This window comes from Pseudomonas sp. NY15435 (genome assembly GCF_048068295.1).
Classification (GTDB): domain Bacteria; phylum Pseudomonadota; class Gammaproteobacteria; order Pseudomonadales; family Pseudomonadaceae; genus Pseudomonas.
This window is the reverse complement of record NZ_JBLUQA010000021.1, coordinates 19,340-31,185: the sequence shown is the minus strand read 5'-3', so window position 1 is coordinate 31,185 and position 11,846 is coordinate 19,340. Positions and strand designations below refer to the sequence as shown.

Here is an 11,846-nt window from a genome sequence, read left to right as displayed (position 1 = left end):
CAACAAGTAAAGGTAGTGCTATGTCTGAAGCGAAGGATACGCTGCTCAGGATGTTTGCGTTGCTGCGTCTGATCCCCGAATTTCCAGGTCACATCGCATCGACAACGTTGTTGGAGAAGCTGCGCGACCGTGGCTTTTTCGTTGATATGCGTACAGTGCAACGAGATCTGAATCGGCTTAGCACGCCTTTCTCGTTGATGTGCGATGAGAGCGTTTCACCGTATCGGTGGAGCTTCACAAAGGATGCGGAGCTGGATCTGCGAGAGATGGACCCCTCCACTGCGCTGGTTCTGTATCTGGCTCAGGATCATCTTAAGAGCCTTCTACCGCAAAGCGCACTCGACCTGCTGGCGCCGCAGTTCAACCGGGCTCGTAACTACTTGGAAGGGTTGGGGCAGAACGGACTATCGCATTGGGCGAGACGCGTACGTGCTGTGCCTAATGGCAGAGCCTTGGTCCCGGCACCGATCCCGCTTCAGATATGGGACCAGGTGTCGACAGCGTTGCTGGAGCATCGTCAGTTGCGAGTTCTTTACCTTAGCCGCAGCAAGGCGACGCTTAAGGAGATGCGACTGCACCCTGTCGGTTTCATTTCTCGCCACTCGATCAGCTACCTGATTGCTACGGTTGATGGTTACAGCGATGTCATTCAATTTGCTGTGCACCGCATCCGTGAGGCTGAATGTCTCGATCTCCCTGCTGTGGGGGACGCGGATGTGGATCTTGATGAGTATCTGAACGGCGGTGGCTTCAACAGCGCAGGCCCTGTGCCCATGGTAGAGCTGAAGGCTGACGTCTCACCTCAAATTGCCTGGCATTTGGGTGAAACTCCCTTGAGCCAGGAGCAAACGATCGAGTATTTGCCAGGATCGGACTGGAAACGCTTGAAGGCTTGCGTGCCGCAGGATCAGGAAACGCTGTGGTGGATATTCGGATTGAACGAGAACATTCGCGTTCATGAACCGCAAATTTGGGTAGATGCAGTTAAGGAAAAAGCGGAGAGAGTCAGGCAGCTGTACGCCTGACAGCCAGCGTCCCCATGCCATCGGACCTATCTGTTCACACCGATGGCACGGGCCTCCCTTTTAGTCGTTTACGGCCAGTAATTCTTCCAGTTGATCAACGACCGCTTTGGCGTCGTCGTCACTTCCGAGTTGGGCCACCCCGACGCCGTGCGCGAGCCAGAATTCCTTGCTTTGTAGCTTTTCTACGGCTCCTCCGCGTGGGATTAACAGAAGAGCGCAAGCGGGTTGGTAATCGAACCAGCGCAAGCTGTCATGGTAGATATGGGCGGAAGCCATGCCGTCGAGAACCCCTTCGCGGCTGGTCCTGTACTTTGCATCGAGTATCACGAGCTTGCGTCGGTTCCCTGACTCCAACGTAATCGCGATGTCAGGGAAGCGCCGTTTTGAGAGGCTAGAGAAGCCGGCATAGTTCTTTTTGTCGATTGATGGGCATCGGACCTGAAGCCAGACTTCCAACGTGAAATCCGAACCCTTTCCGCTCCAGCAAATGCAGTCGTCACTCTGTGTCGGATAGCGGCCATTCCACTTTAGAGTGGGGTAGCGTGAACGCAGCTGCTCGACGATTTTGATATAGCACCAGCGCTCGTAGATCTCCCAGGAAGGGCTGATCCACAGGCTCTCTTCGCCTGTCGTTCCCAAGACCCCAGGCCTTAGGCTATGCCAGCCGAAACGGTAAGCCCGCGCATAGATAGGGTGAGCGGAGATCGCATTGAGCCCGGCGGCAGTGATTCGCTGAGTACTCAGGTGGCAGAAGGGCTCCATTCGCTGCTGGCGCCGCAGTGCTCGGTACAGGCCATCGAGGAAGGCGATGCGCCTCTTTAAGCGTGGTGCTAGCTCCGATCGCGTATCGGAGCGGCGCTCCGTTTCAGCAATACGTTCAAAGGCTCGAATCGTCTGGCGACAGCGAGACATTACCTTGAGAAGTATCGCTCCAAGCACCTGATTTGCAGGATTATCTTGATGCTCAAAAACCGCAGCGACTTCGAAGCTGGCTTGCGACGAGGGCAGTGTCACGCCCTCCGATCCCAGAATTATCGTACGGCTCTTAAGAGCTGCTCGGACCGCTGATGGCTCCAAGCGCCTAACCTGGTGCGCGCCTACTGCAACGCGTTCTCGGCGAAGCCTGGTAAGGGGGCGCTCGGTCACCTGACGGAGTGCGGCAACTAGCGACTCTCCATAGCGCCGAAGCCGCGCGTACTGTAGGTGAGGGTTTGAATCCTCGCCGTCCGTGCCTATGGAGATCTGCGCGCTCTCTGTGCCGAACAGCAGTTTCGCGTCGAAGGCAACGATGTCTTCCAGCATCTTTGTAAAGATGTCTTTGCCAAGCTTATCGCTGCTGGGGGCGACATCCAGACGGTACTGGGCGACGATGCTGCCGCTCAGATTCGTTAACTCAGCAGAGACCTCACCCGCAAAGAATCCTGGCTCCCAAAGCCAAACGACTTCACCTTCATGCAGCTGCTCGGGCAGCAGCGCATCGTCGATGTATAGCCGATGCTCTGGCAGAGCTCGGAAACGGTACGAACCCAGCTCATCAAACCCTGAGGCGGGCTCGCCAGGGGTAACCGGTATAGCTACGTTTTTTTCGTTGTAGCAGTGAAGGCTCGTCATGCTTAGCGCCAGAATCGGGCTGAGCCTAGGTGATGAAGGTCATCGAGCATCTCCGTCACCTTGGCTTTGGACGCTTCCAACTTGACGTTCGTCAGCACCTCAAGGACGTCTTTGAATACCTTCTGCAAACGCGGACTGTCTTCGCCGCGAAGCTTTGGAAGCACCTTCGCGTAAACAGCCTGATCCAAGGCTTGGTTGAAGGGGATGACTTGTCCATTGGCAGCCTCCTGGAGGTAGCCGATGACGTCGTGAAGAGTCCGCCAGCCAAAATGCAGGCGCATTGGCCTAAGTGCCTGGACAAGCTCTGCCAACAAGGAGCGCACTATGGTGATCTGTTCTGTTGGCAGCGATGTTGTCGCCCAGCCCGGGAATGCTTCGACATCGATATCCCAGAATTCGATTACCGCCGCTCTGTCGAGCACTTTGTCACTCAAGCCATGAGTGGTCTCGTCCATGTTGACGGTGCCAATGATCAGCAAGTTGGCGGGGTAGGGGATGGATGTCGGTACGTCACTGATGCCGTCCCCCAGTGCATGGAGCTCGATGTGATCGCCGGTCTCCATCGCTGACAGAAGAGGAGCCAGATATTGCTCCGGATGCGACAGATTCATTTCGTCCAGGATCAGCGTGTAAGGGCTAGCGGGATCAGCGCTGGCGCGTAGCAGGAAGTCCAGGCAGGCCGTACGCACATACGTGTCGGCCTCCAGTGGGTTCACATAGCCAAGTAGGGCCGAGGGATCGTGCCAGCCGGGCTGCACTGGCACGATGAGCAGTCCCTCGTGAGGATCTTGGGTTTGTTGCCAGAGGCTCAGCGCGTATCCCCGAGCCAGTTGTGTTTTGCCCGCGCCACTGAGCCCGGTGAGTACGGCCAAATGGCGACGGAAATGGCTCCAAAGTCCCGCATCAAGCTGGGCGATGAGCTGCTGGGGAAATTGAATCTCTGGAGCAAAGCCCTTGATGATCTCCATCAGGGCCGGCCGGCTCGCTTTGATTGACGAAGCAGCACGGGGAGCCTCGGGATCACTGGGGCCTGTGGCAATTGGTATTGCTTTCAGGGCACCCGGTGTCCAGTGAATGCGTGCGACCCACTCTTCGCCCCTGTCAGTCAGGCGAAGGAGCTTTGCTCCATCTAGTTCAACCAGGGCCAGGGAGCGAAGCCAACTTACGAGGGCGCTCGGCGCGAAATTGCTGGTCCAGCCGGGATTGACTTGGCGTAGCAGGTCATTCGCTTGCTGGGTGGATAGAGGTGTGTGTTTGAGCGTGAGCAGCAGATTGTCGAAGCCAAGGATGCGAGTGATCATCCAATCGATTACTTCATCTGGCTCGCCTGATTCCAGGAGGGCCTCGCCGCGGGGAGTAAGTTGTAGATCGGTTCCCTGTGCGCGCAGAACGCCCCATTCTGCGATCAGTGCATTGAGTTGGGTACTCAACGAGGACTTCTTGAAGGCGGGATTGAGCGATTGAAGGTGCTGCATGAAGTCTTCACGCGTACATCCTTCTCGCGCAAATTCAATCATTGCCAGAATGGTGGCAATCCCTCCGCCAATCGAAAGCAGCCCACGGCGCCGACGTTCTGCAGGTAGAGGGTTGAGCAGCTCCTTGCCCGTTTCTGGGTCGGCCAGCTCTGTAGACTCTTGTTCCGGCCGTTGGACGTATGTCACGTACAGCAGCCAGGGTAGGGTCATGCGCTCCACGCCGGCGGTAGTGAAAATGTCGGCGGCGGGGCCGAGCACTTCATCAAGACGGTCCAGCACCTTGCGATGAAGGAGCTGGCGTGACTCACCTCTTTGGGCAGCCCCCATTGCGCTCGCGAGCTCGCGAAGTTTTCGGGAGTGACCGATGGTGGTGAAAAATCCTGGGCAAAGCACTGCGAATACGCGGTACATCTTGAGCTTAGGAAAACGCTTCACCAGCGGTGTGATAGCGGTGATCAGAGCGTTCCAGGTTTCGGTGATAAGCAGCTCTTGTTGAGCTCTTTCAAGGCCCGGGAATCGGTTTTTAAGCCGCCACAGCTGCTCAATCACGCTGGTGTCTTGGGCGACCTTGGAGATATCGACCTGCCCCATCCCGGTGGACGTGACCTGCTCGCTATCCCACAGATTGCGTTGGAACCGCTCGCTGAAAAAGGTTGGCTCGTCGACGTCGCGAACTTCCTGCAGCAGTGTGAGCAGGCCTGCTACCCAATCTCGATTCCCTTTTTGCGTTAGGGTTTGTTGCAGGATTGTGTCGCATGCTTGCTTTAGTTGAGCGTCGTCTTTCAGATTCAGGACCATCGAGGAGCCATCTCCTTTGCTCAAAACGGCGGAGTCGTTACAGGTAATGGATGGGGCTAGCCTATTGGGGGGTCAGGCGAATTCCTGGAGCTTTTCGTGCTCCTCTAACACCTCGTCAGTCACGTGACGAGCTCGATTTCCGCGACCGCTGGGTTGCATGACCACGCGAATGGACTCTTCCATTGTCATCGCGTTGTCATCGGTGTCTTCACCTATTACATAAGTGCGCGAGAACGGGGCGAGGGCCTGGGCGAGCAGTTCGATCATGGTCGCGCGGTCTGAAAGCTCTTCTTCATCGAGCTCTAGCATTGAGGCCATGATCGAGCAGTCGATCATCGTGGCAGGGAGCCAATCGCAGCTGGACGAGTAGCCGACACACCACTTGATGTTCGTGCCTTGCATAAAGACCTCGATGGTATCGGTGTCCGTGCCGGCGAAGCAGGATCCCAGCATGATGCCGGTGATGTTCGTATTCTTGGAGTGATCTCCGATTGCGAACAGAATGTCCTCCAGCTTGACGCCGCCCACCTTGCCTTTGTTGCCATGCGCTGCGATGTAGATAACTGCGTTGTTGAAGCGAGCGCTGCAAAGAATTTCGAGGGCTCGATCGAAGCTTCGCTTGTCATAGAAGTTGGCGTGAAACACCTCGGTATCGCCTGCTAGCTTGGCAATGCCTTCGACAAAGGGCAGTACGCTCGTGCGGTTGCAATCTCCCTCATCCAGCTCCCAAGGGTTTTCGAGAATCAGGATGGCTCTGTTGGAGTAGTGGTGTCGTGGCATCGTCTGGCTTCCTTGTCTCAGGCTCGAGGTGTCAGGCATACATGAGGGGAGTGGCGCGTCTGTGGCTCAATGTATCGGCATGGCACCGTATTGAGTTTGATGCTACTCAAAGGGAGTGGCGCTGTGCCATCTCCCATGTGTCAAGGTCGACCAAAAGATCAATGATGCCCGGAGTTCTTTAAGAACTGCTCCAGGCGTTCTTTGAGGATTTCCTTCCTGTTCGCGACGCGCACATCCAATGAGGGGGTCTGGCAGATAGGGCAGCCAGTAAGCCATTCGCGAGGACGCATTCTAGTGCCTTCGCTAGGAAGATAAGTCTTCTTCCAGGAGCAGTAACTGCAGGTGAGGGTGAAGGGGTGTGGCGGTGAAAACATGTCTGCATCCGTGGCCGTCAATCGACAACAGATTGGCTGCTTTGGGCGACAAGTTGTGTCGCTCACTGAAGGTGCTTCACAGCCAATGCCAGTCATTGAGCTAGGGCGTTTGTTTGCGAGGACACGGAGAGTGCAGGCGCTCTCCGGAGAGAGCGCCTGATAACCGCAAGTATCGGTGCGGGTGGGAGGCGGATTGTCAGCGGTACAGCCAGGGCTGCAGCTCATCAAGGTTCGCCGCGACTATCTGCTGTGCAGTCGCCTTGGTATGCAGCTTTGTAGGGTCAATCTGATAGCGCTGGAGCACGTATTGAACCAGTGCGCCGCGGACTTCAATCACCAGCTGGCCATCCTGCATGCCGTAGTCGGCCTCGATGATGCTTCGCTGCTCAGGCTTAAGCCGCGAATCGGGTTCGATGATGACCGGAACGAGCGTGTTCCATCCAAGGTCGTCTTCTCGGGTGTGTTCAGACTGGTCATCCATTAGCTCTGGGATACCACGGAAGCGGCTCAACACAAAGTCACGATAATCGCGGTTCTTCTCGCAGTAGGCCCGGACGTGCCAGCGTATGCCGGTGTAGATGAGTGTATGAGGTGCTATCAGCCTGGTTTCACCACTCGGGGTGGTAAAGGACACGTACTCGCACTCCAGGCGTAAACCTTCCCGGCAGGCTCTGAGCAACGGGCGTAGTACTTCGGGGCGAACTGTACGATCGGGAACGCTCAGGACTTCTGTGTGGGCATAAGCGAGCGCTAACCCCTCGACGTGCGGGGCACGCTCGTGGTTTTGATTCAGCAGGTGTAGGTAGGCGCTGGCACTGTCGTCAATGAACAAGGGCCTGAACTGCTTACTCGGTACGTACCCTTTCAGATGCTTGTCGTATGTCAGATTTTTGGACGCATGCTCATTGATGTAGGTATTGATGTCCTTTGACGCCTGCTGTCGGCTGATGCCAAAGCTCTGCATCAGATGACCTGTGGTTAGCCGTCCCTCCCACCAGACCACGGTCTCTATTAGCTTATAGCGAAGGGCCAGATCCCAGCGGACTGACTCGATCGACTGCTTACGTTTCATTGGCTCTCCATGTGCTCGAATTGTTTACCTGTACATGTAAACATTCTAGATACAGCTTGGAAAGCTACATATCGTGAAGGTGTTCTAGGCCGCTGCGGGAGACTGGCCCTCGATATGGATTTTCTTACCTTGCTCTGGGCTGTTGTGGCCACGTTGCTTTTCCTGGGCTTGCTGGGCACCGGCTTGGTCATGTCTTTCTGGGTGCGCTGTGACCAATTGGCGGAACAGAAAGCCAGCCTCCAGCGACAACTGGAGATTGAGCGCGCAGATAGAGCTGACTTGGTGAGCAACCTGATGGAGCTCCAGGCCGCCCTGCGAGCGGAGAAATTTCATGTCGAGCAGCTGCAGCGCAAGATCCAACTGTTGCAGTTGCCCTTTGGCCACGGTTGCTAACGTGTCGGAGGCGAGAGGGGCACCGATGAACGTTGACGCGACTAGCAATCACTTGGGTAGAGAGCCCGCGAGCCTTGAATCAATCGTGGCTTGAGGGCAAATTGACACTATTAGGATATTGGGAGGGAGTTATGCAGCAGCTGACTACGGCGCAGGGAGCATTCGAGTTGACGTTGCTCAACGCCGAGTGCGCCAGAGATCAATTTGATGATCTGGTCATCGAGGGATTGAGCCTCGGTATTCCGGCAGAGATCATGACTCGTCTTGAGGCGATCTGGTCTACCACAAGGAAAATTGCTGGAGAGGTAATCACTGTCGGCAGGATCGTTGTGAGGCAGATTCTGGCATTCATCAAGGCCCATCCTGGAATTGCCATCGGCGTGGCGATAGGGGCTGCTATCGGGGGAATAACCTCAGCGATTCCTTTCATTGGTCCTCTGCTCGCGCCAATTACAACCAGCGCTGCAGTGCTGATGGGCGCAGCTGTCGGGGCGACCATTGATTCGGGAAGTCCCTCTTCAGATCCTTTGGTTGCGGCGATCCAGCTCGCTCGGAAGTTCTTTGAGTTCATCCAATCGGTCTTTCTGGCAGTCAGAGACCATTACTCCGAGGTTTAAAGCTCGTCATGGATGACTACAGTGCGAAGGTTCATCGGCTACGGAAAGCTGTGAGGGAGCGGGTGCAAGCCGAAGACCCCACTCCGGATCAAGGTGCAATGGTCGTATCCGAAGAGCTAGCTGCCATTGCCTTTGAGGATCCTAAGGTTCGAGCGGCCCTCGATAAGCTTAAAGGTCGAGACCGAGTTGGCGTAATGGGGGAGGGGGCCGCACTTCTCGGCGGCGCTGGCGCGGGAGCAGCATTGGCCGGAAGTGCTGCGAGCATGGCAGGCGCTACCACATTGCTCGGCTCTACAAGCCTGGCGAGCCTGCTAGGAGGTGTGTTCGTTACGACCACTCCGATTGGCTGGGTAGTTGGGTCTGCTGCAGTGGCGGGAGCTGCTGGCTACGGCATTGCAAAACTCATTCGGTCAGGCAGTAAGCAGGATCAGCGAAGAGATGCATTGTCCGAACGCCTAGCCACGCGGTTGATGCTGCATCATAAACCTGGGGCTGAGAATGAGTTGGAGGCGCTGCTTGCGGCTGCTCTAAAGGCTGGGACAGTTTCGTCAGAGTCCGGGCAGAAGATGCGGGCCCAGATTGAAGCAAAGTTGCTGAGCGTTGACTTAGCACTGCTGCGGTTGAGAGCTATTGCAGGATCGCAAAGAGATTCCGACGTCGAGGCTTAATTTCTTGTTCTGGCCTCTACATACGAGCCTAGCCGCCTCCTAAACGTTAAGCGAATCCACGACCAGGTGTCGCCTCTCGAGTTGGTATACCCAGTCCATTGGCAGATCCTCTGATCTGCTCTCAAGTCTATCGACAAGGAAGAACAGCATGGAAATGGCTCCTGTCACTCTTATTTTCATAGCACTGGTCGCATTGGTTTTTCTGGCTGTCGGGTGGTTCATTGGAGGCAGAATGACCACTTTGAAGAGCGCTCGTACGCAACTGGAAATTCAAGCCAGCCATCAATCGCAGTTGGCACAGCTCAATAGCGATTTGGCTCTATCTCGACAGAGCGAGGCACACATTCGCGGCGAGCTTGAAATGGCCGTGCAGGCTCGCCAACAGTCCGTTCAGCAATTAGACGGAGTGCGTGCGGCGGCGAATAAGCTGAATGCTGAGTTGAGTGCTGCGCAGGCGACTCTTCAAGCTGAGCTTGAGAAAAGCCAAGAGAAGTCCCGCTTGCTCGACGAGCAGGCGCAGCAAATTATTGAGCATTTCAATCGCCAGGAGACGCTGCAGCAGCACGTTTCAGCGCTTCGAGAGCAGCTTGGCATGAGCCAGGAACAGGCCAACCTGTCAGGGGAACTCAAAGCAAGTCTGGCAGCCTTGCAGGGGCGCTATGAGCAGGCGCAAGCGGAGCTTCAAGAGCATCGTGAGCAGCTTGGTCAGAGTAATGAGCAGGCGGCGCAATTGGTGGAGTTGAAGGAGCATATCCGTCGCTTCGAGCAACGTCACCGCGAAACTGAGGATGTGGTCAAGTCTCAGCGGGAGCAGCTTGGACAGAGCAGTGAGCAAGCCTCGCAGCTCCTGGAGCTAAAGGAAAAATGCCGCCAGTTTGAGCAACTGCTGCGTGATTCGGAGGAAGTGCTGAAGGGGCAACGGGAACAGCTGGGGCAAGCCAACGAGCAGAGGATCCAGCTAGGCGAACTGCGGGATAAGTATATTGCTCGCGAGCGAGAAATAAGCGAATTGCGGGACCAGCTTGCCAAGACCCGGTCGACTCTGGCGGAAACCATCACGGGCCGTGATAAAGATCAGCTTGCAGCTGAAGAGAAGCTCCAGCTGCTCCAGGAGAACAAGGAGCAGCTTAAACAAGAGTTTCAGAACCTTGCGAATCAGATCTTTGATAGTAAGCAGCAAAGCTTTACCGAGCAGAGTCGGCAAGGGCTGGATGCGCTCCTCAAGCCGTTTAAGGACCAGCTCGAGTCCTTCCGAAATCGCGTCGATCAGGTGCATTCGGAGGCTATCGATGGGCAGAGCTCGATGAAGTCGGAACTGGTCAAGCTCATTGAGTTAAACGCTCAAATCACCACAGAGGCCTCAAACCTCACCAAGGCGCTTAAAGGAGACAAAAAGCTGCAGGGCACCTGGGGGGAGCAGAAGGTGGAGCTGCTGCTTGAGCAGGCGGGATTGCGCAAAGGGGTTGAATACCACCGCGAGGCGAATTTTAAGGACGAAGATCATGAAAACGGTCGGCCGGATTTCGTGGTGCAGCTGCCCGAAGGCAAGCACATCATCATCGATAGCAAGGTCTCGCTTGTGGCTTACACCGACTATGTCGCTGCCGAGACTGATGAGCAGCGTGCCGCGTCGCTCGCGGCGCATGTGCAGGCATTGCGCAACCACGTCCAGTCGCTGGCCGGTAAGCGCTATCCCGAACTCACCGGAATGAATTCGCCAGACTTCGTCTTCCTTTTCATGCCTGTCGAACCGGCCTATCTACTGGCTGCTGAACATAGCCCCTCTCTGTTCCAGCAAGCTTACGAGCAGCGCATCGCAATCGTTACCGCTACAACCTTGCTGCCAGTGCTGCGTGTGGTGGCCAACCTTTGGAGCATTCAGCGCCAAAATCAGAGCACTCTCCAATTGGCTCAGCAAGCGAGCAGTGTCTACAACAAGCTGCGTGTCTTTGTGGAGAAGATGGAGAAGCTCGGCAATCAAATTGGCACTGTTCAAAAGACCTACGCTGACACCTTCAATACGCTAACTGGCCCGCACGGAAGCTTAACTCGTACGGTGGACAAATTCGTTGATCTTGGAGTCAAGGTCGTCAAGCGTCTGCCCGCATCGGTGGTAGGGGCAGGTGACGACCCAGCAGGAGAGGGCGATGTGCTAGCTATGGAGGAGACTACAGAGTGAACCGGCCTGTCACTGTGAAAGCGTTGGAGGAACTGGGGCGTCGAAGTTTGTCGAAAAGTTTTTTTATGCGCGACTTCCTGTACTCGGAAATCAGTCAGATTGAAGGGATTCCTAACATCCCCGACTTTCCCGATCGAGCTGTAGAAGCAGGACGTCAGCTCTGTGAACAATTGTTGGAACCGTTGCAGGAGCGGTTTGGTCGTGTCGCCATTCGATCAGCCTATCGGAGCCCAGCGGTGAATGCTAAAGGGGCGGAGAATGGCAATCAGTACAGTTGTGCTGCTAATGAGAAGAACTACGCCTCACACATTTGGGATTATCCCGATGAGCAGGGGTACCTGGGGGCTACGGCCTGCATCGTGGTACCTGCGTTATTACCTTGGTATGAGCAGACGAGGGATTGGACGCCACTAGCCTGGTGGATTCATGACAATCTGCCGTATGCGAGTCAATTTTGGTTCCCCAAGCTTGCTGCCTTCAATCTGCAGTGGAGCGCCAACCCGGCGACGCTCCCAAGCATCAATACCTATGTTCTCAATCCGCATACTGGGGACCGGACTGCATTAGTCAAGGATGGTGTAGCTAGATGCAGCCTTGAAGAGCGCAAGCTCATCGTTGGTCCATGGTTGGACAGCCTCAAATAAACGCGCTCTGGAAATTGACGGATATGCGAGGAAAGCACTAACAGACTGCGGCGGTATGACCCAAAACCATTCGAACCTGCCTGAATTGTTGACCTGTATGAACACCCAATATTGGTGTGTCTAGTAGGGCGACATATCCTGCTGCTGTACCCGCTGGATGCGGGGGGAGAAGCCCGCCGGTCAAGGATGACCAGCTCGACGGGCCTGGAG

9 protein-coding genes are annotated in these 11,846 nt (G+C 55.7%); 5 read left to right on the top strand and 4 right to left on the bottom strand.

All coding sequences use genetic code 11. From position 1 onward, the window contains the following. Window positions 1-20: 20 nt before the first annotated feature. Window positions 21-1,025 (top strand): helix-turn-helix transcriptional regulator, encoded by a 1,005-nt coding sequence (locus ACNFH5_RS29810; RefSeq protein ID WP_416752422.1) that lies wholly within the window; start codon window positions 21-23, stop codon window positions 1,023-1,025. A 60-nt stretch (window positions 1,026-1,085) separates the two neighbouring features. Here ACNFH5_RS29810 and ACNFH5_RS29805 read toward each other — a convergent pair whose 3' ends face one another. From ACNFH5_RS29805 to ACNFH5_RS29790, 4 genes are all read right to left on the bottom strand, one after another. Next, window positions 1,086-2,636 carry a hypothetical protein gene (locus tag ACNFH5_RS29805; RefSeq protein WP_416752420.1) on the bottom strand — a complete coding sequence of 517 codons (1,551 nt, stop codon included), beginning with the start codon at window positions 2,634-2,636 and terminating at the stop codon, window positions 1,086-1,088. Window positions 2,637-2,638: 2 nt separating this feature from the next. Then, the gene (locus tag ACNFH5_RS29800; RefSeq protein ID WP_416752418.1) at window positions 2,639-4,909 is read right to left on the bottom strand and encodes an McrB family protein; all 2,271 of its coding nucleotides are present in this window, start codon (window positions 4,907-4,909) and stop codon (window positions 2,639-2,641) included. A 72-nt stretch (window positions 4,910-4,981) separates the two neighbouring features. Beyond that, entirely contained in the window at window positions 4,982-5,689 is a 708-nt protein-coding gene (locus ACNFH5_RS29795; protein WP_034074088.1) for a hypothetical protein, read from the bottom strand. A 570-nt stretch (window positions 5,690-6,259) separates the two neighbouring features. Continuing rightward, the gene (locus tag ACNFH5_RS29790; protein WP_170859649.1) at window positions 6,260-7,135 is read right to left on the bottom strand and encodes a helix-turn-helix transcriptional regulator; all 876 of its coding nucleotides are present in this window, start codon (window positions 7,133-7,135) and stop codon (window positions 6,260-6,262) included. 114 nt (window positions 7,136-7,249) lie between these two features. Between ACNFH5_RS29790 and ACNFH5_RS29785 the strand changes: the two genes are divergently transcribed. The 4 genes from ACNFH5_RS29785 to ACNFH5_RS29770 all read left to right on the top strand — a co-directional run bounded on the left by ACNFH5_RS29785 (window position 7,250) and on the right by ACNFH5_RS29770 (window position 11,636). Further along, window positions 7,250-7,528, top strand: a complete 279-nt coding sequence (locus ACNFH5_RS29785; RefSeq protein ID WP_043157636.1) for a hypothetical protein — start codon at window positions 7,250-7,252, stop codon at window positions 7,526-7,528. Window positions 7,529-7,659: 131 nt separating this feature from the next. Further along, complete coding sequence (locus ACNFH5_RS29780; RefSeq protein ID WP_058199728.1) at window positions 7,660-8,145, top strand: hypothetical protein; 486 nt, start codon at window positions 7,660-7,662, stop codon at window positions 8,143-8,145. A 900-nt stretch (window positions 8,146-9,045) separates the two neighbouring features. Continuing rightward, entirely contained in the window at window positions 9,046-10,992 is a 1,947-nt protein-coding gene (gene rmuC, locus ACNFH5_RS29775) for a DNA recombination protein RmuC (protein ID WP_416752414.1), read from the top strand. Further along, a complete protein-coding gene (locus tag ACNFH5_RS29770) occupies window positions 10,989-11,636 on the top strand; it encodes a peptidase M15 (RefSeq protein ID WP_079385314.1) in 648 nt (215 codons plus the stop codon). Before rmuC ends, ACNFH5_RS29770 begins: the two co-directional genes overlap by 4 nt. Window positions 11,637-11,846: the final 210 nt, after the last annotated feature.

Excerpts from the sequence above, each read along its gene's own strand:
- ACNFH5_RS29810 (WP_416752422.1), top strand. The coding sequence starts at position 21 with ATGTCTGAAGCGAAGGATACGCTGCTCAGGATGTTTGCGTTGCTGCGT.
- ACNFH5_RS29805 (WP_416752420.1), bottom strand. The coding sequence starts at position 2,636 with ATGACGAGCCTTCACTGCTACAACGAAAAAAACGTAGCTATACCGGTT.
- ACNFH5_RS29800 (WP_416752418.1), bottom strand. The coding sequence starts at position 4,909 with ATGGTCCTGAATCTGAAAGACGACGCTCAACTAAAGCAAGCATGCGAC.
- ACNFH5_RS29795 (WP_034074088.1), bottom strand. The coding sequence starts at position 5,689 with ATGCCACGACACCACTACTCCAACAGAGCCATCCTGATTCTCGAAAAC.
- ACNFH5_RS29790 (WP_170859649.1), bottom strand. The coding sequence starts at position 7,135 with ATGAAACGTAAGCAGTCGATCGAGTCAGTCCGCTGGGATCTGGCCCTT.
- ACNFH5_RS29785 (WP_043157636.1), top strand. The coding sequence starts at position 7,250 with ATGGATTTTCTTACCTTGCTCTGGGCTGTTGTGGCCACGTTGCTTTTC.
- ACNFH5_RS29780 (WP_058199728.1), top strand. The coding sequence starts at position 7,660 with ATGCAGCAGCTGACTACGGCGCAGGGAGCATTCGAGTTGACGTTGCTC.
- rmuC (WP_416752414.1), top strand. The coding sequence starts at position 9,046 with ATGACCACTTTGAAGAGCGCTCGTACGCAACTGGAAATTCAAGCCAGC.